The 24818-nt window shown below is 69.5% G+C and carries 24 protein-coding genes; 9 read left to right on the top strand and 15 right to left on the bottom strand.

Annotated elements, in window-relative coordinates; all coding sequences use genetic code 11:
• The 3 genes from QK444_RS09140 to QK444_RS09150 form a co-directional block, all read left to right on the top strand.
• Positions 1-1597 (top strand): BCCT family transporter (locus QK444_RS09140; RefSeq protein ID WP_282778927.1); only part of this gene is annotated, 1597 nt, incomplete at its 5' end.
• 132 nt (positions 1598-1729) lie between these two features.
• Positions 1730-2191, top strand: coding sequence for a large conductance mechanosensitive channel protein MscL (gene mscL / locus QK444_RS09145; protein WP_282778929.1), 462 nt, complete (start codon positions 1730-1732; stop codon positions 2189-2191).
• Between the two features lie 93 nt (positions 2192-2284).
• Positions 2285-3838: an MFS transporter gene (locus tag QK444_RS09150; RefSeq protein ID WP_282778931.1), complete on the top strand. Its 1554-nt coding sequence runs from the start codon at positions 2285-2287 to the stop codon at positions 3836-3838.
• A gap of 239 nt (positions 3839-4077) precedes the next feature.
• Here the strand turns inward: QK444_RS09150 and QK444_RS09155 are convergent, their stop codons facing one another.
• From QK444_RS09155 to QK444_RS09170, 4 genes are all read right to left on the bottom strand, one after another.
• Positions 4078-4695, bottom strand: a complete 618-nt coding sequence (locus QK444_RS09155; protein WP_282778933.1) for a sigma-70 family RNA polymerase sigma factor — start codon at positions 4693-4695, stop codon at positions 4078-4080.
• Between the two features lie 161 nt (positions 4696-4856).
• Positions 4857-5489 carry a GAF and ANTAR domain-containing protein gene (locus QK444_RS09160; RefSeq protein WP_282778935.1) on the bottom strand — a complete coding sequence of 211 codons (633 nt, stop codon included), beginning with the start codon at positions 5487-5489 and terminating at the stop codon, positions 4857-4859.
• A gap of 113 nt (positions 5490-5602) precedes the next feature.
• Positions 5603-6289, bottom strand: coding sequence for a GAF and ANTAR domain-containing protein (locus tag QK444_RS09165; protein ID WP_282778937.1), 687 nt, complete (start codon positions 6287-6289; stop codon positions 5603-5605).
• A gap of 121 nt (positions 6290-6410) precedes the next feature.
• Positions 6411-7805, bottom strand: a complete 1395-nt coding sequence (locus QK444_RS09170) for a DUF3533 domain-containing protein (RefSeq protein ID WP_282778938.1) — start codon at positions 7803-7805, stop codon at positions 6411-6413.
• A gap of 78 nt (positions 7806-7883) precedes the next feature.
• Here QK444_RS09170 and QK444_RS09175 point away from each other — a divergent pair, with 78 nt between their 5' ends.
• Positions 7884-8474, top strand: a complete 591-nt coding sequence (locus tag QK444_RS09175) for a TetR/AcrR family transcriptional regulator (RefSeq protein WP_282778940.1) — start codon at positions 7884-7886, stop codon at positions 8472-8474.
• A gap of 41 nt (positions 8475-8515) precedes the next feature.
• The gene (locus QK444_RS09180) at positions 8516-9139 is read left to right on the top strand and encodes a TetR/AcrR family transcriptional regulator (RefSeq protein WP_029931855.1); all 624 of its coding nucleotides are present in this window, start codon (positions 8516-8518) and stop codon (positions 9137-9139) included.
• Positions 9140-9147: 8 nt separating this feature from the next.
• On the opposite strand, the gene QK444_RS09185 is transcribed toward QK444_RS09180, so the two are convergent.
• Together QK444_RS09185 and kstD are read right to left on the bottom strand one after the other, a co-directional pair.
• Complete coding sequence (locus tag QK444_RS09185; RefSeq protein ID WP_282778944.1) at positions 9148-11259, bottom strand: prolyl oligopeptidase family serine peptidase; 2112 nt, start codon at positions 11257-11259, stop codon at positions 9148-9150.
• Positions 11260-11354: 95 nt separating this feature from the next.
• Complete coding sequence (gene kstD, locus QK444_RS09190) at positions 11355-13055, bottom strand: 3-oxosteroid 1-dehydrogenase (protein ID WP_282778946.1); 1701 nt, start codon at positions 13053-13055, stop codon at positions 11355-11357.
• 136 nt (positions 13056-13191) lie between these two features.
• Between kstD and QK444_RS09195 the strand changes: the two genes are divergently transcribed.
• The 3 genes from QK444_RS09195 (at position 13192) to QK444_RS09205 (ending at position 16114) form a co-directional block, all read left to right on the top strand.
• Positions 13192-14148, top strand: a complete 957-nt coding sequence (locus QK444_RS09195) for an SMP-30/gluconolactonase/LRE family protein (protein WP_282778947.1) — start codon at positions 13192-13194, stop codon at positions 14146-14148.
• Between the two features lie 92 nt (positions 14149-14240).
• On the top strand, positions 14241-14894 hold the full coding sequence (locus QK444_RS09200; protein ID WP_282778949.1) for a DUF4132 domain-containing protein: 654 nt from the start codon (positions 14241-14243) through the stop codon (positions 14892-14894).
• Positions 14895-14968: 74 nt separating this feature from the next.
• Complete coding sequence (locus tag QK444_RS09205; RefSeq protein WP_282778951.1) at positions 14969-16114, top strand: metallophosphoesterase; 1146 nt, start codon at positions 14969-14971, stop codon at positions 16112-16114.
• A gap of 140 nt (positions 16115-16254) precedes the next feature.
• Here the strand turns inward: QK444_RS09205 and QK444_RS09210 are convergent, their stop codons facing one another.
• The 8 genes from QK444_RS09210 to QK444_RS09245 all read right to left on the bottom strand — a co-directional run bounded on the left by QK444_RS09210 (position 16255) and on the right by QK444_RS09245 (position 23574).
• Positions 16255-16800, bottom strand: coding sequence for a TetR/AcrR family transcriptional regulator (locus QK444_RS09210; RefSeq protein WP_282778953.1), 546 nt, complete (start codon positions 16798-16800; stop codon positions 16255-16257).
• Positions 16797-17645 (bottom strand): alpha/beta fold hydrolase, encoded by an 849-nt coding sequence (locus tag QK444_RS09215; protein WP_282778954.1) that lies wholly within the window; start codon positions 17643-17645, stop codon positions 16797-16799. Before QK444_RS09215 ends, QK444_RS09210 begins: the two co-directional genes overlap by 4 nt.
• Positions 17642-18595: an alpha/beta fold hydrolase gene (locus tag QK444_RS09220; protein ID WP_282778956.1), complete on the bottom strand. Its 954-nt coding sequence runs from the start codon at positions 18593-18595 to the stop codon at positions 17642-17644. Before QK444_RS09220 ends, QK444_RS09215 begins: the two co-directional genes overlap by 4 nt.
• Positions 18596-18720: 125 nt before the next feature.
• Complete coding sequence (locus QK444_RS09225; RefSeq protein ID WP_349239513.1) at positions 18721-19836, bottom strand: class I SAM-dependent methyltransferase; 1116 nt, start codon at positions 19834-19836, stop codon at positions 18721-18723.
• Positions 19837-20063: 227 nt separating this feature from the next.
• Positions 20064-21095 (bottom strand): NAD(P)-dependent oxidoreductase, encoded by a 1032-nt coding sequence (locus QK444_RS09230; RefSeq protein ID WP_282778958.1) that lies wholly within the window; start codon positions 21093-21095, stop codon positions 20064-20066.
• Entirely contained in the window at positions 21092-22567 is a 1476-nt protein-coding gene (locus tag QK444_RS09235) for an MFS transporter (RefSeq protein WP_282778960.1), read from the bottom strand. Before QK444_RS09235 ends, QK444_RS09230 begins: the two co-directional genes overlap by 4 nt.
• A 96-nt stretch (positions 22568-22663) precedes the next feature.
• Positions 22664-23263: a TetR/AcrR family transcriptional regulator gene (locus QK444_RS09240; RefSeq protein WP_282778962.1), complete on the bottom strand. Its 600-nt coding sequence runs from the start codon at positions 23261-23263 to the stop codon at positions 22664-22666.
• Between the two features lie 176 nt (positions 23264-23439).
• Positions 23440-23574: a hypothetical protein gene (locus tag QK444_RS09245; RefSeq protein WP_255222359.1), complete on the bottom strand. Its 135-nt coding sequence runs from the start codon at positions 23572-23574 to the stop codon at positions 23440-23442.
• Positions 23575-23986: 412 nt separating this feature from the next.
• On the opposite strand from QK444_RS09245, the gene QK444_RS09250 reads away from it, so the two are divergent.
• Positions 23987-24544: a hypothetical protein gene (locus QK444_RS09250; protein ID WP_195144027.1), complete on the top strand. Its 558-nt coding sequence runs from the start codon at positions 23987-23989 to the stop codon at positions 24542-24544.
• 7 nt (positions 24545-24551) lie between these two features.
• Here the strand turns inward: QK444_RS09250 and QK444_RS09255 are convergent.
• A partial coding sequence (locus QK444_RS09255; RefSeq protein WP_282778966.1) for a helix-turn-helix domain-containing protein occupies positions 24552-24818 on the bottom strand: 267 nt, incomplete at its 5' end.

Consider the following 24818-nt stretch of genomic DNA (forward strand, 5'->3'; position numbering starts at 1 on the left):
CGTGAGCGCACCGAGCAGCGTTTCATCCGATACGAGCGCGGTTCACCCTCGATCCGCCGTCGAACCCAGGGTGTTCTGGCCCGCCGCCATCGTGGTGGTCGCGTTCACCGTCTATGCCATCGTGTTCCGCGATACCGCCGCCGAGCAGGCGAAAGCCTTGCAGGACAATGTGATCGGCGGAATGGGCTGGTACTACATCGTCATCGTGTCACTGTTCGTGGTGTTCGCGATCTGGTTGGGGCTGGGCCGATTCGGCGACATCACCCTCGGCGACGACGGGGAACCGGCCGAGTATTCGATCACCGCCTGGCTGGCCATGCTGTTCGCCGCCGGGATGGGAATCGGGCTGGTGTTCTGGGGCGTCGCAGAACCGCTGTTCCACTACGACGATCCCCGCCCGGGCGTGGGCGATACGGACGCCCAGCGCGCCGACGCGGCCATGGTGCAGACGTTCCTGCACTGGGGAATCCACCCGTGGGCCATCTACGTGGTGGTGGGACTGGCCATCGCGTACTCGATCCACCGCCGCAAGCGTCCGGTGTCCATTCGATGGGCGCTGGAATCGCTCGCTCCGGAACGCATTCGCGGATGGCGCGGTGACCTTATCGACATCGTCGCGGTGATCGGCACCGTATTCGGTGTGGCCACCTCGCTCGGGCTGGGCGTGCTCCAGATCTCGGCGGGCCTGAACTACCAGGGCTGGATCAACCAGCCCGGCAAGGGCTTTCAGGTCGTGCTCATCATCGCAGTGACCCTGCTGGCCACCGTCTCGGTGGTGACCGGCGTGGACCGGGGCATCAAATGGCTGTCGCAGATCAATATGGGGCTGGCGGGCATGCTGCTGCTGTTCGTGCTGGCGGTCGGTCCGACGCTGTTCATCGTCAACGACCTGGTGCAGAACATCGGCACCTACCTCCAGCAGTTGCCCAAGATCAGCCTCTACACCGGCGCGACCGAGGGACCGAAGGGCACCAACTGGACGCAGCAGTGGACGGTCTTCTACTGGGGCTGGTGGATCTCCTGGGCACCCTTCGTGGGCGTGTTCATCGCCCGTATCTCGCGCGGGCGCACGGTGCGTGAATTCGTGGCCGGAGTGCTGTTGGTGCCGACGCTGCTGACCTTCCTCTGGTTCAGCGTCTTCGGCGGTGCCGGGCTGTTCCGCGAGATGTTCGGCGGCGGTGGACTCATCGGGCCGGAGGGTCCCGATCGCGACAGCGCGCTGTTCGCCCTGCTGCACACGCTGCCCGGCGGCGCGCTCACCGCGGGCATCGCGATCCTGGTGATCGTGCTGTTCTTCGTCACCTCCGCCGATTCCGGTGCGCTGGTGGTGAATATGATCTCCTCCGGCGGCAATCCGGAGCCGCCGGTATGGAGCCGGGTGTTCTGGACCTGCTCCATGGGCACCGTGGCCATCGCGCTACTGGTGGCCAGCGGCGAGGGCGCACAGGCGCTCACCACCCTGCAGACCGTGGCGGTGCTCATCGCGCTGCCGTTCAGCGTGGTCATGCTGGCCATGTGCGTGGCCCTGGTGCGCACCTTCCGCAGCGACCGCGCGATCCGCACCGGCCGGACGCCGAAACGCGCGGGGGTGGGCTGAGTCACGAACCACCCCACCGACGTTGGCAACTTCACAGCTAATAGACCCGGTCGCCGAGGCGAAATCGCGGCTCGATCCGCCTTAGACTGCGCCCGGCACTAGTGAACCGGCGCGGATTGGATTCAGCGGATCATGTTCAAGGGTTTCAAAGAGTTCCTGATGAGGGGCAATGTCATCGATCTGGCGGTGGCGGTCGTCATGGGCACGGCCTTCACCGCCATCGTGACCTCGGTCACCAAAGGGCTGATCGAACCCCTGCTGGCGATTCTGGGCACCAATGGTGAACTGGGCCTGGGCTTTCAGATCGTCGGCGACAAACCCGCCACCTTCGTGGCGGTGGGGCCGATCATCAGCGCGGCCATCAATTTCGTCATGGTGGCGGCGGTGCTGTACTTCGTGCTCATCCTGCCGATGAACCACCTGAAGAAGCGATTCGCCGCCCCGACCGAGGTCAAGGCCGATCCCACCGAGCTGGAGTTGCTCGCCGAGATCCGCGACCTGCTGGTGGCGCAGCGCGCCGTGGGTGACGGCAAGCACGCGCTGGCGGCGCGTGCCACCGGCGACGGGCCGAACGGCGATTCGGCCACGAAGTAGCGCGAACGGCCGTGCCCGGCGCGGGCGTTCTCCGTTTCGGGCTATCGTCGTTAACCGAACCATTGCCAACACGCGAGGCGAGGAGGCGCGACGATGGGCCGGGTCCCCCGCGGGCAGGTGCCCGCACCCGATTCCGACAGCGCGGACACCCCGCTGCCCGGACGCTGGGCCATGCTGGCGGTGCTGTGCGCGAGCCTGCTGCTGGTGGCCATGGACGCCACCATCCTGAATGTGGCGCTGCCCTCGCTCATCCAGGACATGCAGCCCAGCCCGATCGAACAGCTGTGGATCATCGACATCTACGGCCTCGTCCTGGGCGGCCTGCTCATCACCTGCGGTGCGCTGGGCGACCGGCAGGGCCGAAAGCGACTGTTCCTCATCGGTTTCGTGCTGTTCGGCCTCGCCTCGGTGGTGGCGGCGACGGCGCAGCAGCCCTGGCAGCTGATTCTCGGGCGGGTGCTGCTCGGCATCGGCGGCGCCATGGTCATGCCGTCCACGCTGTCGCTGATCCGCACCATCTTCACCGACGACCACGAACGCACGCTGGCCATCGGCATCTGGGCGGCGGTCGCCGGAGCGGGCGCATGCGTGGGCCCGGTCGCCGGTGGTGTGCTGGTGGAGCACTTCGGATGGTCGGCGGCCTTCTGGGTGAACGTTCCGGTGGTCGTGGTGACGGTGGTGGCCGGTATCGCGCTGCTGCCGGAATACCGCGCACCGCAGCAGGGTGGCCTCGACCTCACGAGTGCGGCGCTGTCCATCGCCGGTGTGGTGGCGCTGGCCTGGAGCATCAAACACCTCGCCGCGGGCAGTGTGACGGTGCTCGACGCGGCGATGCTGCTGGTGGCACTGGCGCTGCTGGCGTTGTTCGCCCTGCGGCAGCTGCGCTCGGCCGATCCGCTGCTGGATGTGCGGTTGTTCCGCAATCGCACCTTCCTGGCGGCGGCGCTGGCGACGCTGGTGGCCATGCTCGCCATCGGCGCGGCACTGTTCCTGATCTCGTTGTGGCTGCAGTACATTCACGGCTACTCACCGCTGGAGGCGGGTGTTCGCACCATTCCGGCGGCGGTGGCGACGCTGCTGGGGTCGCTGGCCACGCCGTGGCTGCTGCGCCACGTCGGGGTGCGCACCGTGCTCGGCGTCGGATTGTTCGCCCTCGCCGCCGGTTTCGCCGTGCTGGCGATCTCGCCGGAGCCCACCGTGTACCCCGTGGTGGCGCTGGTGCTGGTTGCCCTCGGGCTCGGGGACGGGCTCGCGGTCACGACCGCCGCCGCGGTCATGGTGGCGGCGGTGCCGCCCGAGCGTGCGGGTCAGGCCGGTGCCGTCGAGGAGACCAACTACGAACTCGGCATCGGTCTCGGGGTGGCACTGCTCGGCAGTATCCACGCCCGGATCTTCGCCGCCCATGTGACGGGATTGCCGCTGCGCGGCGATGATCTCGATACCGCGCAGGGCTCCGTCGGCGGTGCGGCCTATGTGGCGAGCCGTGCGGACGGTCCGATCGCCGAGCAGATCCTCACCACCGCCAGCCACGCCTTCGACCTCGCCCTCACCACCACGGCGTGGATCTCGGTGGCGCTGGTCGGCACGGTGGCGCTGCTCACGGTGACCCTCGTCCCGCACGGCTTCAAGGCCACTGCCAGCCACTGACGGTCACAGCCGGTGACGGCGGGAGCCCGCCCCGGCGTCTGCTCGGTCGGACCGGCGGCTGGCCACCGCACGGCCTCCTTCGGCCCGGGGTCGTCGGACCACCGCGGCGTCACGCCGGCCGGCTGGAACCGATGCCCGGCCGGTCGCTCCGCGATCGGCCGATGCGGCGGTTCAATTCGAACTGCGCGCCGCGCGATGTGGGCGCAGCTGTACCTGCCGACCGAACTGTTGCGGGGTCGTCAGGTGCGGGCGGGTGCGGCGTCGGACAGCAGGACCGATTTCAGTTGGGCCAGGCCGGATCTGATGCGGGCCTTGGCGGCGGGTTCGCCGATGCCGAGGCGGGCGGCGACCTGGCGGTAGGTGAGGCCGCAGTAGAAGGCCAGCATCACCGATTCGCGTTGGCGCGGGCTGAGGGCGGTCAAACCCGTTCGTACCGCGTGTTCTTCGTGGCGACGCACGATCTCCTCGGCCACCACGTCGGCCGGGCGGCGGTAATCGCTCGCACCCCAGCGGTTTTCGTACCCATAGGCGGTGCGTTCGCGGCGCACGCGGTCCACCGCCTGATGGTGGGCCAGGGCGCACAGCCAGGTGAGGGCATTGCCGCGCGCCGGGTCGAAGGCGGCGGCGCTGCGCCAGACCTGGAGGTACACCTCGTGACAGGTCTCCTCGGCGTATCCGATGTCGCGCACGACGACCCGCACCCGGGAGAACACCAGTGCGCGGGTGGCGCGGTAGAGCCGGTCGTAGGCGTCGCGGTCGCGGTCGCCGACACGGCGGAGCAGATCGTCGTAGTCGCTGCCGCGGCGGATCGGGCGGGCGGCGGCGGGCGCCGCCGTGGTACAGGGTGGTTGTGACATGAGTGAAGCCCCCGGTGGATATGCAGGATCGCGGACGGGCGTCGAGGTTCTGGACGCTCGCTTGTCACTGCGGAATCCATCCGGGGACAGGGGATCTCGGCTCCGCAGTGCTCAGGCTACTCCGTCGGCGAAATGCACATCGGGGATCTTCGCCAGGTCACTCAGATTCGCAGACCCAGCTCCACGATGCCGCGGGCGACGGCGTGCACGGTGACCCGATTGCGCCGGGCGTGGGCACGAATGAGCTCGAACGCCACGGTGGTCGTGGTGCCGTGCGCGTGGGCGATGACGCCCTTGGCCTGTTCCACCACGATCCGCGAGGTCAGCGCGTGCCGCAGTTGGGCGGTGGTGCGTTGGTGCTGGCGCACCTGATGCCTGCTGAGAATGTGCTCGGCGGCCATGGCGGCCAACAGTGCGGCACGGTGCACGTCGCGTCGCGACCACGGTCGCGGCTCATGCGAATACAGGCTCAGCACACCGGCTTCGGTGTCGTCCACGCGCATGGGGATGGCGGCCACGGCGCAGATGCCCTGCCGTCGCGCCAGATCGGCGTACTCCGGCCAGATGTCACGGTAGCGCTCGATCTCGGTGATGGTCATGGGTGCTCGGCACGAGAAGGCCACCGCGCCGGGGCCGTCGCCCCGATCCCACTGGCAGGCTTCGAGGTCCAGCAGTTCCTCGGGCAGCGCCCCGAACAGTTCCGGCTGATCGGGCAGCCGGACCGCGACGGTGACGCCGTCGGGCTCCAGTACGCCCATGGCGCTGCGCAGGACCAGCAGCTCACCGTCTGACACCGCCATCACCCCGATCGCCGGACATACGTCTCCGCCGCGAAAATGAACTCCCGTGCCGCGCCGCCCAACTTCCCATCGTATGAGAACGTGAAGCTTCAACGCCAATAGCCGTCTCATTCCGGCTCGAAACATATGCTCCGGTCCACCACTCCCCGCGCCACCTGGACCAGCGAAAGCCCGTGGGAGAAGGCGTATCCGCGCATCCGCGCGTAGGCGTCGGTCACTTCGATGCCGAGCTGGGCGCTGGCCATCCCCGCGGCCTGGTGGATCCACCGGCTCGACGACGGCTGGCCCCAGCGCCGCGCCTCCCCCTCGGCCGCCAGGACGAGGCTGGCGGTCACCAGGTCGGCGACGTGCAGGCTCGCCGTCACCAGCCGGGGGCCGGGCCGCCCGATCGCGTCCCGGTACAGATCGAGCGCGCCGAGCCGGGCTCCGCCCAGGCGCAGCGGAATCGCCAGCAGGGATCCGCGCGGGGCGGCATCACCCAGCGCCTCGGCGAATCCGGGCCAGCGCTCGACCTCGGTGGCCAGGTCGGGAACGGCGACCGGCACTCCGTCGTCCACCGCCGACACCGCCGGCCCTTCCCCGGCGGTGGCCTGCGCGGCCTCCACCCGGTCGGCGATCTCGTCACTGGCACACCAGGGTTGCAGTCCGGCATCGCGCTCCTCGAGCACGATGGCCGCCCGCCGCACCGGCAGCACGTGCACGCAGGCCCCGCACACGGCCAGCATTCCGCCGCCGCCGTCGCGCACCGACCGGAGTAACTGTCCGGTCAGCTGATCGAACTGTGCAGCACCCATCCCACCGAACCACTCCACGACACCTTGTTGGCAGCCAGTATCCGCAGGGTAGCCCGGCCGGTCCAGAGTCGAAAGTCCCTCGTGCACAGCACGATCGGTCGGTACGTTCCCGATGCGGCGGCTACGATTCCGCGACCGTCCGGTGCGGGACACCGAGCCGGGACAGGCCGCGCAGATCGTAGGTGTGCGTGGCGATCGCCCCGAACAGCAGGCCGATCCCGAGTCCGAGCACCGTCATCCAGATGCCTTGGCTCAGGCCCGCTTCCAGATGACCGTCGAAGAACAGGATCGCGCGCACGGCCAGGTAGATCTGGTGCATGGGCTCGAAGGCGGCCAGATCGGCGATGTAGCGCGGGGTCGCCTCGATCGGAATGGACCCGGACGAGGACGGCAGTCCGAGCACCACGAACAGGACCATGTTCACCACCAGCCCCGGCGTGCCGAAGGCGGCCAGCACCGACAGCCCGGTCACCGCGACCGCGACCACGGCCAGGGTGCCGTACAGGAACAGCGTGAGCGGATGGTCGACGGGCATGTCCAGCAGGGTGGCGATGCCGAGGAAGATGGCGGACACGATGGGCGCGGTCACCACCGCGACACCCCATTTGAGCAGCAGCGTACGCCGGCGACTGATCGGCGCGGGCGGCGAATTCCGGTAGTAGGGACCGTATTCCGCGGGCGCGTAGCCGAGCGAGGAGTCCACCAGCGAATGGATGATCATGGCACCGCTGAAGCCCGCGAACAACAGGATGAGCGTGTAGAAGAAGGCCGACAGCCCCTGTCCGGTGCCCTCGGGCAGCGGACGGTAGGGCGCGATGTCGATATTGATCGGCTCGGCGAGTTGCAGGCGCGCGGCCCCGGTGAGCGCGGCGGCCGCGGTCTCGCTGCCCGGCGGCGGCCGCAGCTGCGCCTCCACCCGCTCGGTGAGCTGGGTGCCGACGGTCGCGTTCACCTCGCGCATGGCACGATCGGTCACCCGCTGCATGATCGAGGCCGCGTAGGTGCCCGCGCGCGGGTTGGTATTGACGGTGATGATGGGCCGTTCCACCTCGCCGGGCACCACGGCGGCCGCGCCGAGAATGGCCATCCGCTTGGTGAAGTCCCCGGGGATGATGATGGCCCCGTAGACCTGTCCGTGCTGGAGTTGCCGCCGGGCCTCGTTGATGCCGAGCGGGCGCAGGTCGATCTTGTCGGCCGGAACCTTCTCGACCATGGCCGCGGTGATCTGGTCGCCGAAGTTGACGGGCTGCCCGTCGAGAGTGTCGCCGACGTCCTGATTGACCAGCGCGACCGGGAAATCGTGCAGATTCTTCTCCGGGTCGGCGGTGTAGCCGAGGTACATGGTGCCCAGCAGTGCGGCAAGCAGGCTCACGACCGCGATCGGGAAGACCCACCCGCGCGGGGAGAGGTGGCGTCCGGATGCGGGGGCCGTCGCGGCGGCGGGTTGGCCTTGGGGTGCGTTCGTCTCATCCACGTGCGCACCGCTTTTCGCCTCGGGGGCGCTCTGGTTCGTCATAGCCTTCGCCAATGTAGGCAGTGGCTACAAAGTAGTCAATGCCAACATTACGGATGTGTCGGATATCCTGTGCGGACCATGTCCATCCGTTCTCGCTACCACCACGGTGATCTGCGCTCGGCGCTGCTCCAACGCGCCGAGGCCACCTTGCGCACAGTAGGGGTGGACGGCCTGTCGCTACGCCAGCTGGCCCGCGACATCGGCGTCAGCCACGCGGCCCCGAGCCGCCACTTCCGCGATAAGCAGGCCCTGCTCGACCAGCTCGCCGCCACCGGCTTCGACCGGCTGGGCGAATGCTTCGCCCACACCGTCACCGAGGGTCCGGTGACCGAACGCCTCTACGGCATGGCCCGCGCCTACCTGCGCTTCGCCGTCGAGAATCCGGAACTGCTGGCCCTCATGTTCGCCCGCAAACAGCGCTCCACCTCCCCCGAACTGTCCGCGGCGGTGCAGCGCGCCTTCGCGGTGCCGGTGGACCTCATCGCCGTGGGACAGGCCGAGGGCGAGATCGTGGCCGGTGACCCCAAACGCCTCGGTCTGACCGCCATCGCCGCACTACAGGGCGTCGCCACCATCGTGGCCTCGGATTTCACCAGCGACTACGACGCCGACCAGCTGCTGACCGATATGGTCCGCCACCTCACCCACGGATTGCGTCCCCGCCCCTGAGCGATTCCCGCCCCGGCAGCCGCCCGGCTACGGTGTGTGACGTGACAGTGGAGGGCAGGCAGTACGGCGGGCGGGCCGTGGCCGAGCGCAGGGCCGAGCGACGGCAGCGCTTCCTGGACGCCGCGACCAAGATCTTCGCCGAACGCGGCTACGCCAACTGCTCGCTGGCCGATGTGTGCGCGGCGGCCGGACTGTCCAAACGACAGTTCTACGAGGAGTTCGAGACCCGCGAGGACGTCCTCGTCGCCGCCTACGACCGGATCCAGGACGAGGCCGGAGCCGCCATCGCCGCGGCGCTGGGCGATCTCACCGGCGGCGATCCCACCGCCGCCGTCACCCGGGTGCTGGCGGCGTACCTGGCCTCCATCGACTCCGATCCGTACCGCGCCAAGGTGGCCTTCATCGAGGTGGTCGGCGTGAGCGAGCGCATGGAACAGCATCGTCGCGCCCGTCGCCACGCCTGGGGCCGGGTGGTGCTGGCGGCACTGGAACCCATTGCCGGATCCGGTGCGCGGGTGCGCGGCAATCCGGCCCTGGCCACCAGCGCCCTCATCGGCGCGATCAACGGCCTGGCACACGAATGGCTGCTGGAGCAGCCTCGCCCACCGGTCGACGAGCTCGTGGAACTGCTGGTGCCGATCGCGGTCGCCCTCATCGACCGCTGACGGCCGGATCAGCCGAGCTGGCGTTGGAAGTAGGTGTACTCCAGCGCGGTGGTGTACGCCCGCTCATCATTGTTCGAGCCGCCGCCGTGGCCGCCCCGAGTGGCCTCGTAGAACAGGTACGGGTGCCCCTGTTCGGCCAGCCGGGCGGCGAATTTGCGGGCGTGCTGCGGGCCGACCCGATCGTCGGTGGTGGTGGTCCACACCAGCGGTTCCGGGTAGACCACCCCGGCCTTCAGCTGGGCGTAGGGCGAGATGGCGGCGAGGAAGGCGCGCTGCTCCGGATCGGCCACCGTGCCGTATTCGTCCGCCCAGGACGCCCCCGCGGCGATCTCCTCGTAGCGCAGCATATCCAGCAGCGGCACCGCGATATCGACGGCATTCCACAGGTGCGGGCGCTGCACGAGCTGCACGCCGACCAGCAGCCCGCCGTTCGAGCCGCCCTGGATGCCGAGGTGACGCGGCGTGGTGATGCCGCGGGCGATGAGATCCTGTGCCACGGCCGCGAAGTCGTCGTAGGCGCGCTGCCGGTGCACCCCGCGCGCCGCCTCGTGCCAGCGCGGCCCGTATTCACCGCCGCCGCGAATATTCGCCAGCACGTAGACGCCGCCCCGCTCCAGCCACAGCCGGCCCAGCACCCCGTCGTAACCGGGCGTGGACACCGAACCGAACCCGCCGTAGGCCGACAGCACGGTGGGATTGGTGCCGTCGAAGGCCATCCCGGCGGGCCGGACCACGAAGTAGGGCACACGGGTGCCGTCCGGCGAGGTGGTCTTCCGCTGCTCCACCACGTAGCGCGACGAATCGAACCGGGCCGGAGCCATTTTCACCGGGGTGGCCACGCCGCTGGCCGTATCCAGGCTCAGGAGCGTGGCCGGGGTGAGGAACGAGGTCACCGACAGATAGGCGATATCGCCCGCCGCGTCGGCGTCCACGGCCTCGACGGTGGCGTTCTCGGGCACGGGAACCGGTGCGGCCGACCAGGTTCCGTCCGGAAGCGGGGTGTGGACGGCGGCGCGCCCGCGCACATCGTCGAGCGAGGTGACCACGATCCGGTCGCGGGTGACGAGGACGCTGCCCAGCGCCTCCCGTGGGCCGGGCACGTACACCGGCACCGGCCGCATCCGGCTCGGGTCGGCGGTGAGCTCGGCCACCCGCAGCGACAGCAGGCTTCCGGCGGCATGGGTGACGCCCGCGACGGTCCAGTCCTGCCGCAGACCGATCAGCAGTCGATCGCCGATCAGGCCCTCCAGGTCGTGCTTGGGCGGGATGCCGAGCGGTTCCGGCGCGCGGCCGTCGAAACGGCTCACCTCGTGCTCGAAGAAGGTGGTGCCGCGCCGGATCAGGCTCATCCGGCCGCCCGCGCCGTCCTCCAGCAGCACCGGCTGGGTGGCGAGTTCGTCGGCGGGGTCGCCGCGCAGCACCTCCACGGCGGCGTCGAGTGGCTGGCCGCGCCGCAGCTGCTTGACGATATAGGGGTAGCCGGAGGCGGTGACCTCACCGGGCCGCCACTCCCGCGAGACCAGCAGCGTATCGAGGTCGAGCCAGGCCGCGTACTGCTTCCCGCGAGGCAGCGTGAACCCGCTGTCGACGAACGCGCCTGTGGTGCGGTCGAATTCCCGGACGGTCACGGCGTCCTCGCCGCCCTCGGACAGTCGCACCAGACATCGGGTGTGCCGGACCGGATCGCAGTCGATGCCCTTCCACACCCAGCTCTTGCCGTCCGCCCGCGCGACCGCGTCGAGGTCCAGCACCGTGGTCCAATGCGGTTGCGGTGACTCGTAATCGGCGCGGGTGGTCTCGCGCCAGATGCCGCGCGGATGCTCGGCGTCCTGCCAGAAGTTGCCGACCCGCCCGTGTTCGAGCCTGGGCACGGGGATCCGATCGGGCGAGTTGCCGATTTCCCGGGCCACCGCGAGGTTGCCGGGGAAGTCCGGATGCCGTTCCAGCACATCGAGAGTCCGCGCGTTCTGGTCGGCCACCCACTGCCGCACCCGGGGGCTGTCGAGCTCCTCCAGCCACAGGTGCGGATCCTGCGCACCGTCCGCCGTACCGCATGCCGCGATCACCGCGACCACCACGGTCGCCAGCCCCGTCCGCCACCACCTGCCCACGCCACCCATGAAGCCCCCTTCGGTATCGGAACCACCCTGTCCACCCACGGTCGAGAATGACCGATGGTCGACGAGGCGGTGGCGTGGCGCGCGGGATCGGTGTGTCAGCCGCGCGCCCGGTCGGCGATATCGAGCGCCGCGAGGTACCCGAACACCAGCGCCGGACCGATGGTCGCCCCCGGTCCAGCGTAGGTATGGCCCATGACCGGCGCACTGGTGTTGCCCGCCGCGTAGAGCCCCGCGATCACCGAGCCGTCGGCCCGCAGCGCGCGGCCGGCGGCGTCGGTGTCGATGCCGCCCTTGGTGCCGAGGTCGCCCGGCACCAGCCGCGCCGCGTAGAACGGGCCCTTGGTCAGCGGCCCGAGACTCGGATTGGGCTTGTTGGCGATATCGCCGTAGTAGTGGTCGTAGACGCTCTCGCCGCGCTGGAAGTCCTCGTCCACCCCGTTGTCCGCGAAGCCGTTGAAGCGCTCGACGGTGGCGGTCAGGGTGGCGGCGGGCACGCCGATCCGCTCCGCCAGTTCCGCGATGGTGGCCGCTGCGACCAGCACGCCGGACTCCAGCCACGCCTCGGGCAGCGGGGCGCGGCCGGGCAGCGTGGCGAACATGTACCGGTTGCGGTACTTCTTGTCGAAGATCAGCCAGGCGGGAATGTGCTCGCCCGGACCGTCGCCCTGCCCGAAGTCGCCGCCGTACATCCGATGCACCGCTTCGACATACGGCAGCGATTCGTTCATGAACCGCTCACCCCGGGCGTCGACGATGATGCTGCGCGGCAGTGACCGTTCGGTCAGCGCGAACCACGGCCCCTCGGGCAGCGGGATGGCGGGCCCCCACCACGCGTCGTCCATGAGGCGCACGGCCGCACCGAGTTTCAGCGCGGCGGTGATGCCGTCACCGGTGTTGGTGGGCGCGCCGGTGGTCCACTCCGAACCGACGGGCTCACGCTGGTACTTGCGCCGCATCTCGGCATTGTGCTCGAAACCGCCGCAGGCCAGGATGATTCCGTGCCGGGCCCGCCACACCTCGGAGCGCCCGTCGCGCTCGACGCGGGCGCCCACCACGCGATCGTGCTCGGTGATGAGTTCGGTGAGCGCGGTGCCGAGTTCCACGGGCACCCCGGCCGTTCGCAGCCCCAGCATGAGTTCGCCCATGAGGGCCGCGCCGAGGCCGCGCAGGCGGCGACCGCGCAGGTACGCCCCGATGGCCCGCGCACCGACCCGCAGCATGGCGGCCGGACCACGCCAGGTGCGCAATCCCACACTGATCCAACGGTATTCGGACTGCTTCACCACGACATTGGTGGGCGCGGTGCTGTAGGGCGGATGCAGGGTGGCGGCGTCCGCGCCGAGGCGGCGGGTGTCGAAGGGCAGCGGCTCGCAGGAGCGTCCGCCCGCCCGGCCGCCGGGGGCCTCCGGATAGTAGTCGGAGTAGCCGCGCACCCATTCCAGATGCAGTGGGGCGGTGTCGATCAGGAAGTTCAGGGCTTCCGCGCCGCGGTCCAGGTAGGCGTCGATCCGCGCTGGATCGGCGTGCGGCCCGACAATGCCGTGCAGGTAGCGGCGGGCCTGTTCGAGGTCGTCGGCCGGGGCCTGCTCGCGCAGCACCCGATTGTCGGGAATCCAGACACCGCCGCCGGACCGTGCGCTGGAACCGCCCCAGTACGAGGACTTTTCGATGACGACCGGGTGCAGGCCGTGGGCGGCTGCGGTCAGCGCGGCGCTCATACCCGCCGCACCCGAACCCACCACGAGAACGTCGACGACGCGCTCGGCAGTTTCCGCATCCGAGCCCGAAATCTTCACGACGGTCCTTTCAGATCTTGTGCGAGCGGAAGGTTACCCGCCGGTCACCAGCCGGGCGAATCGGGCCGCACGCCCCGTCGGGCGAGCGGCTAGATTGACTGCGGGTCGGACAGTCCGAATGGGAGAACACAGGTCCATGGAACGCAACCGCGGCATCGCCGCCACCGGCGCACTCGCCCGCGCCGCCGTCCGGCTGTCGTTCGCGGTCGGGGTCGCCGCACTCGCCACGACGGCCGCGATCACCCCGGCCGGGGCGGAGCCGACCGGATGCGCCGCCGCCACGACAACCGCACTGCCACTGCGGATTCCGGTGCTGGACTGGGCGGAAAGCATCGGCGTCGACGCTCGCGGCGATATCTGGGTGGGGCGCATGTACCGCAACGCGGTGGAGCGCTACAGCCCCTCCGGTGAACTCACCGCGACGGTCCCCGTGGCCTTCCCCGGCGCGATCGCCTTCGGCCCCGACGGCCTGCTGTACGTGAACACCGGCAATGCGCCGTTCTCGGCCCTCACTCGCTCCGGCGGCGTCGTCCGTCTGGATCCGACGGCCGCCGACCCCCGACCGGAGCCCTTCGTGAGCGGCCTCGGCATGGCCAATGGCGCGGACTTCGACGCGGCGGGCAACCTCTACGTCGGCGACACCACCGCCGGGGTGGTCCGCATCCGTCCCGACGGCACCGTCGACACCGAGTGGACCGAGCGCGCCCCGAAAACCGTCAGCGCCGACGGCCTCGCCGTCAACGGCATTGCCGTACACGGTGATTCGGTCTACGTCACGATCATGAGCAGTCCGGCCGCCCGGGTGCTCCGCGTCCCCCTCGACGATCCCGGCCGTCCGAGCGTGGCCGCCGACCTCGCGGCCGCCCCGTTCACCGCCCCCGCTCTTCCCGACGATCTCACCGTCGGCCCGGACGGCCGACTCTACGTCGCCACCACCAGCGGCCACCTGGTGCGCCTCGACCCGGACACGCACACCACCTGCACCGTGCTGACGGGCGAACCCATGACCGCGGTGACCACCGCCCCAGACTCCGACCGGGAACTGCTGGTGAGCACCGAAAGCGGCACTGTGCTGCGGGTCCGGCTCGCGTGAACGCCGGTGACCTACGATCGACCCACCGCCGCCCGAGCGGCCCACCGGGATTCGCTCCGACCCCGGCAGCGGGCGCGCCGAGGAGCTGACAGGTGACCACCGAACAGATTCGGCGCCTCGAGGGGGCCATGGTGGACGGCCGCCGGTGGCGGGTGGGGACGCATCGGAAGACGGTCGTCGAGCAGCCGGGGCTCGGGGCGATGGCACGGCGGGTCGTCTGGGCGGCCTTCGATGCGGATGGCGCTGTCGCTACGTCGTTTCGGATCGATAACGATGGTGCGTACCTCGACATCGAGGGGGTGGCGCTCGAACTGCCCGACGACGCGCTCATCGGTGTCGCGCATCCGCTGCACCTCGGCGACGCCCGCGCACGGTGGCGTGCGGTGTACTCCGAGCGCGGGCTGGCACAGCCGTTCGCTCAGCTCGATCGTGACGTGTACGCCTGCACGGCGGCGGAGGCCGCGTCGAATCGCTTGGCCCGCTTCGACAATCGCCGGGTGGCCACGGCACGGGTGTTCGGGCTCCAGCGGTTCGGCTGGGTCCTCGCCGACCGGTGGGCGCACCGCCGCGTCGACGCCCGCCACGACGTGACGCTCACCCTCGACCGCGGCATTCGGGGCGGGTTCCACGACGACCCCGACGAGCTGCGCATCTTCGGGGTGGAGGTGAGCGGCGGCGTCTTCGGGGCGCTGGAGCCCGTCGCCGCCTCGGAGCTGCTGCGACAGCTGGAACGGCTCTCCCGCTGACGCTGTTAGTGTCGATGGGACCACTGGCGCGGCGCTGTCGCATCTCGCGCCGCGCCGACGAGAATGGTCCTCCCGTGAAGTATCTCCCCCGCATCATCCTGTTCCTGGCGATTCCCGCCCTGCTGTTCCTCCTACCCTGGTGGACGCTGGTCGCCGCGCCCACCGACGGCGCGAGCACGCTGTTCTGGCTGGGTACGGCGGTATTTTTGCTGGGCTACGCCGTGCTGCCGACGACCATGCTGCTCGGGCACGGGAGCAGACAGTCGGATGCGGCGTCGATCGTGGGCGACACCCTGCTGGGCGTGATGTGGGTGCTGTTCAGCTGGTCGGCGATCGGCCTGGCGGCCGGGGTGGGGTTGTCCGTCGCGGGGGTGGATGATCCGGCGCGCTCCCGTCTCGTCGCGGCGGGGGTGCTCGCCGTCTCGGTGGCGCTCAGCGTCTGGGGCGTCGTCGAGGCACGTCGGGTGCCCCGGGTGCGCACCGTGGAGGTGCCCATCCGCGGTCTCGGCGCGGGCCTGGACGGGGTGCGGGTCGCGGTCGTCACCGATACCCACTACGCCGCCACCGACCGGCTGCGCTGGTCCGAACGCGTGGTCGAGGTGGTCAATGCGCTCGAACCCGATATCGCCTGCCATGCGGGCGACCTCGCCGACGGCTCGGTGGAGAAGCGGCACGCCCAGGTCGACCCGCTCGGCAAGGTGGAGGCCCGCCTGGGCCGCTACTACATCACCGGCAACCACGAGTACTTCGGCGACGCCCAGGGCTGGATCGACCACATGACCTCGATCGGCTGGCAGCCCCTGCACAACCAGCACGAAACCCTCACCCACGGCGGCGACAGCCTCGTCCTGGCGGGCATCGACGACCCCACTGGCACCACCCTCCCCGGCCACGGCCCCGACCTCACCGCCGCCCTGGACGGCGCGAACCGCGACCTCCCCGTCATCCTGCTGGCCCACCAGCCCAAGCAGATCATCGAAGCCCAGGCGGCGGGCGTGGCCCTGCAGATCTCCGGCCACACCCACGGCGGCCAGATCTGGCCCTTCCGCTACCTGGTCCGCCTCGACCAGCCGGTGGTGGCGGGTCTGTCCCGGCACGGCGCGACCCAGCTCTACACCAGCCGCGGCACCGGCTTCTGGGGCCCGCAACTCCGCGTATTCGCCCCGAGCGAGATCACCCTGCTCATCTTGCGTGCGGAACGACCCGCTGCCCGCGACTGAGCGGATATCGCGCACTTCGCGATTCGCTCCCGCGCGAGGCCGCGAACGTACCGCCGGACCCCCGTGACGTCGTAGCCGTGGGACCGGTGTCCGCCGGGCCCACCACACCCTACGCGGATTCCGGTCGGGCGTCGGGCCGCTCAGTCACGCGGCGGCGCGGCCAGCCGGAGCAGTGCGTCCCGAAGGTCGGGGCGGGGGCTCCGATCGGCCAATTCCATGAGCGCGGTTTCCGCGACGGCGGCGACGAGCAGGGCTGCGACCGGTTCGGGGTCCGTCCAGCCGATCGCGGCGAGATCCTCGGCGATGACGCCCGCGGCCTGCCGATTGCGTTGCGCCACTTCGTCACCGAGCGCCGCCTCGGTGCGGGCCTGGACGAGCAGGGCCTTGGTGGCCGGTTCGGCGAGGCAGCCGTCGAGGTAGACCTGGATGCCGGTGGCGAGGCGTTCGGCCCCGGGCCGGTGGTCGGCGATCCGGTCCTGCACCCGCTCGAACAGGTGGTCGTGGAAGGCGCGGTGCAGGGCGAGGATGTAGTCGTCGCGGCTGGGCCAGTGCTGGTAGAAGCTACCCTTGGCCATATTGGCGGTGGCGGTGATGGAGTTGACCGACAGCTTGGACAGGTCGGAGGTGGCCAGCAGGGTGCGGCCGGCGTCCAGCAGGGCGCGGCGGCCCGGTTCGGCGGATCTCATGACACCGATCCTGCCCGGTGCTCGAGAAACGGCCGCACCGCGTCGAGGAACAGTCCCGAGTGCTCGCTGAACGGTTCGTGCCGGGTGGGCAGCGTCGAGATGCGGGCGTGCGGCAGGGCACGGGTGATACCGCGTCGGTTGAGCGGCCACGGATTGATCGGATCGCGCGTACCCCACACCACCTGAACCGGGGTGCGCGACAGCAGCGGAGCCTCGGCGACCAGGTCGCATCGCGGATCGGCGAGGCTGCGCCACAGCGAGCAGTAGACGGCCAGCCGGGCCGGATCATCCGGAACCCGTTGCGCCCGTTCGTAGATGGCGCGATGTCCGGCGTCGCGCAGCGGCCCCAGGTAGGCGCGGGCACTGGGCCGGACGAGGTGGCGCGCCAGTGCGGGCCGCCCCATCGCTCGACAGACCAGACGGGTCGCGATGTTCGCCGGGGTGAATCCGGCGGGCTGCACCAGCACCACCGCCCGCACCCGTTCCGGCCGGAGCTGTGCCGCGCGCACCGCGGCATAGCCGCCGACACTGTTGCCGATAATTGCAACGCGTTGAATTCCCCTCCGCCCCAACGCATCGACCACCTCGACCGCCACCTCTCCGAGACTGTCCGCGGTCATCTCCTCCGGGTTCGCGGCGGACGAATCGCCGTAGCCGGGCCAGTCGACGCCCGCTACCGGCAGCTCCCGAGCGAACTCCGCCGCGACGGCATCGAAATCGCGATGATCGCCCGGATTGGCATGCAGCAGTAGCACTCCCGGCACATCGCCACGTTCCGGTCCGGACAACCACACCGCCACGCTGCCGTGGCGCGTATCGATGTCGAGGCGGGCAGGGCGGTTCATCGCACGCCCCCGTGCTCGACCGGCGGCGCCAAAGGCCCGAGCAGCGGTGCGACCACCGTGCAGTCCACCGGCCGCGCCCGCTCCGGGTCCAGGGCATTGAGCACCTCCGCGACCGCGACCGGGTCCGATGTCAGGCCGTAGTGCTCGCTGAAGTCGGTGGCGCACACATCCTGTAGCACCACGTTGCGCGCGTTGGGTCCCTCCAGAAGTCCGGTCGTGTACGGGGTGGCGATCTCGTCGTATCGGCTGACGATGCCGACGAATTCGGTCTCGGGCAGCAGCCGGGGATCGGCGCGCAACAGATCGATCATCGGCGAACCCGGCGACATCTGGCACGGTCCGCAGTCCGCGACGATCGCCGCCGCGCCCGGCAGATCACGGACGCGGTCGCCGAACATGGCCAACCCGCTGACGGTCGTCCCGTGAAACGGCCCACCCAGGCCGATCAGGCGGGCGATGGTCGACGCGCCACCCAGGTGGTGCATGTAGAAGAAGGGCACCGCGGCACCCATCGAATGCCCCACGACATCCACCCGGTCCACACCGGTCGCGGTGCGCACGCGGTCGATGAACCCGCCGATCTCGGCGGCGCTGCGTTCCACCGGAGCCAGCGCGCCCACCGCGGGCCCGAGCGCACCCGTGCCGTAGGTGGTGGTGAAGACGCAGTATCCGGACCGCGCGAGCAGGGGCGACAGCGTCTGCCAGGTCACGGTCTCATTGCCCAGCCCGTGCAGCAGTACCACCGGGCGCGGATGACGCTCGTTCGGGCGGCAGGACCAGTCGTTCGCACCCGGCGGCGGCTGGCCCGGGGCAGCGGCCTGTGCCGCCAGTCCGGCCAGATAGCTGTAGGGCACCGGCTCGTCCCGCTCGGCCGCGGCCGTACCCGCGGCCCCACCCAGGAGCACCGCCGCCGTGGCGATCAGTGCCGCGCATCGTGTCACGAATTCCACCGCATCCCTTCCTGCCGAAGCACCGGGCGGTCACCACATCGACGGAGTGACCGACCGGTCGGTCATAGGCTACCGCGTGTGACACCGCCCTAGGAAGGGCGTTCGGAGAACGGAATTGCGAGCCGCTACCTCTTTCGCGCGACGTAGTAGCTGTTGAAGATGTCCGCCTCGATATGCTTCACCTCGACGGAGGCGAATCCGGCGTCGTGCAGCATGCGGGTGGCGAGCTGCTCGCCCCACATGGTGCCGAGCCCGTCACCGTCGAGCGCCAGCGACACCGTCATACAGTGCATGGTGGAGATGGTGTACATGGACGGGCCGAGCGGATGCTCCATATTCTCCTCCAGATTGCTGGAGGCTTGGATATCCACCATCAGGAAGGTGCCGTCCTCCCGGAGCACATCGGCGATGCCGCTCAGTACGCGCGCGGGATGCGCCTGATCGTGGATCGAGTCGAAGGCGGTGATCAGGTCATAGTTGTCGACCACGCCCAGATTCGTCACATCGCGCACCTCGAATCGGGTATTGGTCACGCCCATCTCTTCCGCCTCCGCACGACCGGTGGCGATGCCCTCCTCGGAGAAGTCGTAACCGACGAACCGGCTGTTGGGGAATTCCCGGCCGAGCAGGTTCAGCGCATGCCCACTGCCGCAGCCGATATCGGCGACGTCGATGCCCTCCCGAAGCCGCTCGGGCAGACCCGGCACCAGCGTGATGGTGACATCGATCAGCGCGACATCGTGAATCGCGGAACTCTCCTCCGCCATCAACTGCTGGAACCGGCCGTACTTCGAGTAGGGCACGCCGCCGCCCCGCCGGAAGCAGCCGACGACATCGGATTCGACGCTCGCCGCCAGCGGGATGTACTGGGTGAAGGCGGCGACATTCTCCGGACCGGCCGCCCTGGTCAGCGCCGCCGCATGCTCGGGGGGCAGGGCGAAGGTACGGCTGCCCGGGTCGTAGTCGACGATCTTCCCCACGGTGAGCGCGGACAACCACTCCCGCACATAGCGCTCGTTCAGATTCGCGGCGCGGGCGATATCCGCACTCGTCGCGGGCGGCAGATCGCTCATGGTGTCGAACAGCCCGGTCTGATGGCCGATACTGACCATAAGCGTCAGGAAGCCATCGTTGATCAGTTCCAGCATGCGGTTGCCGAAGGCCTCCGCCCGGGCGGCGAATTCCGGATCCTCCGATCCGGTCGCGGGGGCGGCTGCGAGTGTTTGCGTACCGTCGGACATGACATCTCGATTCCGAATGATTCGACCTGTTGATCAGCGCGGTCGACGAGCGCCGATCGCCCCACCGCTTCCTTGTGACACCCACCCCACCCGCGGTGATGTCGAATATGCGCCGCACCCGATCTTCCTTGGACGTGATGCGCATCACATAGTATCCCCGGCGACAGTCCCCGACAAGGAGAGCGAACCGCCCGCGTCGCACCGGCCGGAACGACGCGGGGTCCGGGTCAGACCGCCTGCGCCAGACGCGGCCAGGTATGCGGCTGGTCGCGCAGCCACCGCAGGTTCTCCCGCACGGCATCCCGCCAATCCTGGGTCGGCAGGTATCCCAGCTTCGCCGTGGCGTAGTCGCTGGGGCACCACCAGTCCTCGGCGACGTGCACCAGGGACCGGGTCAGGAACGGATCCGCGCCGGGCAGCACCGGATGCAGCGCCTCCATCAGTCCGCCGAAGGCGTATCCGGCGCGGTAGGGCACGCTGAACCACGGCGCGGGCGCGCCGATCTCGTCGGCGATGAACTCGATAACCGTTCGGGCGGTGGGGAATTCGGGACCGCAGATATTGAACGACTCGTACGAATCCAGTCCCGGCGCGAGCGCCGCGCGCGCCACTCCCTCGCCGAGATCGTGGTCCCCGACCAGGGCCAGACGCGCACGTCCGCCGTTCAACCAGGGCACCAGCCGGGTGCGCAGGCGGGGCGCGAGCGCGGACACCAGGCCGAGCGCATTCCCCGCCCCGACGAAGTGCCCGAGCCGAAGCGTGACCATTTCCGTTCCCGCACCGCTGCTTTCGCGCAGGTGCCGGTCGAGGTCGATCAAGCGGTCGGCATGCGGCCAGAATCCCGTGTACCTGGCCGGGGCGAAATCGCCGACCGCCGTGCCGTCCCGGCTCGGCGTGGCGATGGCCACCGTGGCGGCCAGCACGAAGCGACGCGCTCCGGCCGCCACCGCCTGATTCACGAGGTCGACCGCGGGCTCCAGGAAGTGGGTGCGCTCTTCGCGGCGATGACCCCAGAAGGCGCCCCAGGTGCCGAGGTGGCAGATCACATCGACATCGCGCACCACGTCGCGGCGGTAGTCCGGATCGAGCAGGTCGCCCGATCGCACCTGGCCGGTGAACCAGTCGGGCAACCGAATCGGGTTGCGGCAGGCGGCAATCGGTTCGACATCGGCGCGCGTGGACAGTGCCCGCAGGGCGCGGCCACCGAGGAATCCGGTGGCTCCGGTGACCAGTACCCGGGTGCGGTCGGTGGCGCTCATGCCATGCCCTTCAGCTCGACGGCGGGAGTGGCCGCATCGATGTCCGACCGGTGCTTGCCGATACGCAGTTCACCGGCGCGCAGGGCGAGCACGGCCGCCGCGAGCGCGAAGATCCCGCAGACGAACAGCGCCCGCTGGAAGCCCGCGGTGAATGCCTCCGGCGGCGCCGTCGCCGCGGCGAGCAGCTCGTTGGTACGCGAGGTCGCGATGGCGGTCAGAATCGCCAAACCCAGTGCGGCGCCGAGCTGTTGCGAACTGTTGAGCAGTCCGGCCGCCAGGCCCGCCCGATCGGCGGGCACCCCCTCGTTGGCCGCGGTCGTCACGGCCACGAATACCGCGCCGAGCCCGATGGACACCACCAGCAGGCCGGGCAGCAGATCCGACCGGTAGTCGCCGCCGACCGGAATGCGGGACAGCTGGAACATGGCGGCCGCCGCGATCAGCGCACCCGCCACGATCACCGGCCGGGTGCCGACGCGTTCGAACAGCTTGGCGGACACGCCAGCGGCGATACCCATGCCCACGGTCACCGGCAGATACGCGGCACCGGCCTGGGTCGGCGAGAAGCCGAGCACATTCTGCATGTAGAGGGTGAGGAAGAAGAACATGGAGACGAATCCGGCGAAGGCCAGCATCTGGGTGGCGTCGGCGGCGGCCAGGCCGCGAACCCGGAAGATGGAGAAGGGGAACAGCGGATTGCGATGGCGCAGTTCGTTTCCGATGAACGCGGCGAGCAGCAGCGCCGCCCCGGCGAAGCAGGCGAGGGTGACGGCGGTGGTCCAGCCCTGCTCGGGCGCGCGCACCAGTGCGTAGACGAGCAGCAGCATGCCACCCGTGCCCAGCAGCGCACCGCCGGCATCGAAATCGCGTACCCGCTCGCGGGGGCCGTCGGCGGGCAGCAGCCGGTGCGCTGCGGCGATGATGGCCAGGCAGACCGGCAGATTCACCAGCAGCACCCACCGCCAGCCGGGACCGTCCGACAGCACGCCGCCGAAGAAGACCCCGGTGGCGGCGGCCAGGCCGGAGACCGCGCCCCAGACGCCGAGCGCCCGATTGCGGTCGGCCGTGGACCGGAAGGTGGTGGTGAGGATGGACAGCCCGGCCGGGGCCATCAGGGCCGCGCCCACGCCTTGCAGGACGCGCGCCGCGACCAGCATCTCGGGGGTGACGGCGAGTCCGCCCGCGAGGGAGCAGGCCGCGAACAGGACCGTTCCGGCGACCAGCATGCGGCGGCGTCCGACCAGGTCAGCCAGTCGCCCGCCGAGCAGCAGGAAGCCGCCGTAGGTGAGCAGGTAGCCGCTCAGCACCCACTGCACGCCGTGCGCAGTGAAGGGCAGGTCCGCGCGGATCGAGGGCAGGGCGACATTGAGGATCGAGGAGTCGACGATATCGAGGAATTGGACCGCGCAGAGGAGTAGCAGGATCAACCGGCCGCGGGCCGAGGTCAGGGTGGAGTCGGTTTCGGCAACCATGATTCACCTTCGATTGGACTGTTTAGTCCAATCGAAGGTAGCAGTCTTTGGACTATTCAGTCCAGAGTGGTGATGGGCCGTCCGCCCACAGCGAAATCAGGCGGCCTCCATCCGCAGCCGCGTCAGCCCGGCCTCCACCGCCAAGCGCAGCGATACGGGGTCCCGCCGCGCATGCCCCAGCAGCAGCCCACCCTCCAAACTCGCCAGCAGTCCGGTCGCCAGCGCCGCCGAATCGGCACCCGACCGCAACTCCCCCCGCTCGACCATGCGCGCGATGGCGTCGGCGAACAGCCGCTCCCACGCGTCGAACGCGGACGCGACCTGCTGCCGCGCGGCCTCGTTCCGATCTCCCACCTCACCGGCCAGGGTCCCGATCGGGCATCCGGCCATGGTCTGCTCGTACACCGCCACGAACCCCGCGAGCGCCTGCTCGAGTTCCTCCAGACTCGCCACCCGACCCAGCAGCCGAGTCAATTCCTCGATCACCCGCTCGCACCGATACCCCACCGCGGCGGCGATCAGATCATCCCGATCGGCGAAGTAGTGGTACAGCTGACTCTTGCTCGCCCCCGTCGCCGCACGCACCACATCCAGACTCGTGGCATCCACCCCGCGCTCGCCGATGAGTTCGGCCGCCTGCTCGACAATCCGCTCACGGGTCGCGCGCCCACGGGTGGTCTTCGGGTCATTCGACATACCACGATGGTAGTCCAGTTCTGGACCACTCGGTCCATACCGATGCCGTCGGCGAATTCCGCACGAATATCGACGCATACTCGACACCCCTTCCGCCGGAATTCCTGAAATTTACGACATATATACGAATGCGGCGGCGCATGCCCATGGCAATGCACCGCCGCGTTCGTGATGGATCAGGCGAAGATTCCGACGATCGAGCCGATCAGCTTGACGATCGCGGTGCCCAGGTCCAGACCGCTCCCGAGCACACCGGAACCGCTGTTGAGCACCGAGGAACCGGCATCGATTCCGCTGACGAAGTTAATCATTTCTGAACCACCTGTACTGATGAGGAGGGTTTTCGGGGACAAGGGGAAAGCTAACACCGGCAATTGCGGTCGACAACCCATGAAATCCAAAGAAGGACACCACTGATCACAACAATCAAATCGAGCCGAATACATCCCGATCAGCCGAGCCCCAACCCTGTCCGCTACCGGCTCCCATAGATTCCGCGAATAGTTCTACTATTGCATTTATTGGGCCGTTATTAACTTGGAATTCAGCTAGTCCGCGCATTGTGAGTCCGGTCACCGAGCTGCCCCCGATCTCAGGGGCAGGGCTTCCGGGGCACAGAAGATCCGGATTCCGCCACCGGCCCGGCCTTTCTACCGTCTGCCGTACGACGCGACGATCGCGTCGATCTGTCGAAGGTTGTGCATAGCTCCATGGAGGACGGTCATGGTTTCGAGGATCGGTTCAGCAGCGGTTCGTTTCGGCGTGGGAGCCGCGGCGGCGGTGGCGACATGCATGGGGTCGGCCGTGGCCGCCGGCCAGCCGGGTAGCGCCGACACCGGTAGCGGCATTCTCGGCGACATCATCGGTTCCGGCAGTTCCTCCGGAAGTTCCGGCAGCGGTTCCGGCGGCAGTGGTTCCGCGGGCGGGGGCTCGTCCGACAGCGGATCCTCCGGCAGCGGTCTGCCCGGCGGTGGGGTCCAGCAGTGCAACAACTCCACCAAATCCGGCGGCGCGGGCGTGACCACCACGGTCCACCAACTCGGCGTCGCCGGACCCACCTCGTTCGTGCTGGCCTACGAGACATACGACATTCCCGATCGGATTCAGGTCTTCTACGAGAATGCGCAGATCCACGACACCGGGTATGTCGGCGACAATGCCAACCAGGGCACGGGCTCGGCCGTGGTGACCGTCCCGGCCGGTGGTGCCACCTCCGTCACCGTCCGGGTCACCGGGCCGTCCCGGACGAAATGGGAGTACACCGTCCGCTGCCCCCGCTGACCGCCGCTCAGGCCCGGTGGCGCGGATCCCGCAGAAAGCCGTCCCTCGCGGCTTCCCGATAGAGATCCACCCGCGTCCGCACGGGCCGCCCGGCCTCGGCGTACTTGCGGCGGATCCGGCCGAGGTAGTCGTTGACGGTGTACTCCGACAGCCCCAGCCGGCGCGCCACCGAACCCGCCGTCTCGCCGTTCGCGTACAGCTCGAGCACCTCGCGCTGCCGCGTCGGCAAGATGATGTCCCCCAGGCCCGGGTCGGAGCCGACGGCCGGTGCCCC

The sequence above is a fragment of the Nocardia sp. CC201C genome (genome assembly GCF_030010695.1).
Taxonomy (GTDB): Bacteria; Actinomycetota; Actinomycetes; order Mycobacteriales; family Mycobacteriaceae; genus Nocardia; species Nocardia otitidiscaviarum.

What these genes read in the sequence shown, in the direction of transcription:
- mscL (WP_282778929.1), top strand. Translation starts at nt 1,730, where the DNA reads ATGTTCAAGGGTTTCAAAGAGTTCCTGATGAGGGGCAATGTCATCGAT.
- QK444_RS09150 (WP_282778931.1), top strand. Translation starts at nt 2,285, where the DNA reads ATGGGCCGGGTCCCCCGCGGGCAGGTGCCCGCACCCGATTCCGACAGC.
- QK444_RS09155 (WP_282778933.1), bottom strand. Translation starts at nt 4,695, where the DNA reads ATGTCACAACCACCCTGTACCACGGCGGCGCCCGCCGCCGCCCGCCCG.
- QK444_RS09165 (WP_282778937.1), bottom strand. Translation starts at nt 6,289, where the DNA reads ATGGGTGCTGCACAGTTCGATCAGCTGACCGGACAGTTACTCCGGTCG.
- QK444_RS09170 (WP_282778938.1), bottom strand. Translation starts at nt 7,805, where the DNA reads ATGACGAACCAGAGCGCCCCCGAGGCGAAAAGCGGTGCGCACGTGGAT.
- QK444_RS09175 (WP_282778940.1), top strand. Translation starts at nt 7,884, where the DNA reads ATGTCCATCCGTTCTCGCTACCACCACGGTGATCTGCGCTCGGCGCTG.
- QK444_RS09185 (WP_282778944.1), bottom strand. Translation starts at nt 11,259, where the DNA reads ATGGGTGGCGTGGGCAGGTGGTGGCGGACGGGGCTGGCGACCGTGGTG.
- QK444_RS09195 (WP_282778947.1), top strand. Translation starts at nt 13,192, where the DNA reads ATGGAACGCAACCGCGGCATCGCCGCCACCGGCGCACTCGCCCGCGCC.
- QK444_RS09210 (WP_282778953.1), bottom strand. Translation starts at nt 16,800, where the DNA reads ATGAGATCCGCCGAACCGGGCCGCCGCGCCCTGCTGGACGCCGGCCGC.
- QK444_RS09215 (WP_282778954.1), bottom strand. Translation starts at nt 17,645, where the DNA reads ATGAACCGCCCTGCCCGCCTCGACATCGATACGCGCCACGGCAGCGTG.
- QK444_RS09225 (WP_349239513.1), bottom strand. Translation starts at nt 19,836, where the DNA reads ATGTCCGACGGTACGCAAACACTCGCAGCCGCCCCCGCGACCGGATCG.
- QK444_RS09230 (WP_282778958.1), bottom strand. Translation starts at nt 21,095, where the DNA reads ATGAGCGCCACCGACCGCACCCGGGTACTGGTCACCGGAGCCACCGGA.
- QK444_RS09235 (WP_282778960.1), bottom strand. Translation starts at nt 22,567, where the DNA reads ATGGTTGCCGAAACCGACTCCACCCTGACCTCGGCCCGCGGCCGGTTG.
- QK444_RS09240 (WP_282778962.1), bottom strand. Translation starts at nt 23,263, where the DNA reads ATGTCGAATGACCCGAAGACCACCCGTGGGCGCGCGACCCGTGAGCGG.
- QK444_RS09245 (WP_255222359.1), bottom strand. Translation starts at nt 23,574, where the DNA reads ATGATTAACTTCGTCAGCGGAATCGATGCCGGTTCCTCGGTGCTCAAC.
- QK444_RS09250 (WP_195144027.1), top strand. Translation starts at nt 23,987, where the DNA reads ATGGTTTCGAGGATCGGTTCAGCAGCGGTTCGTTTCGGCGTGGGAGCC.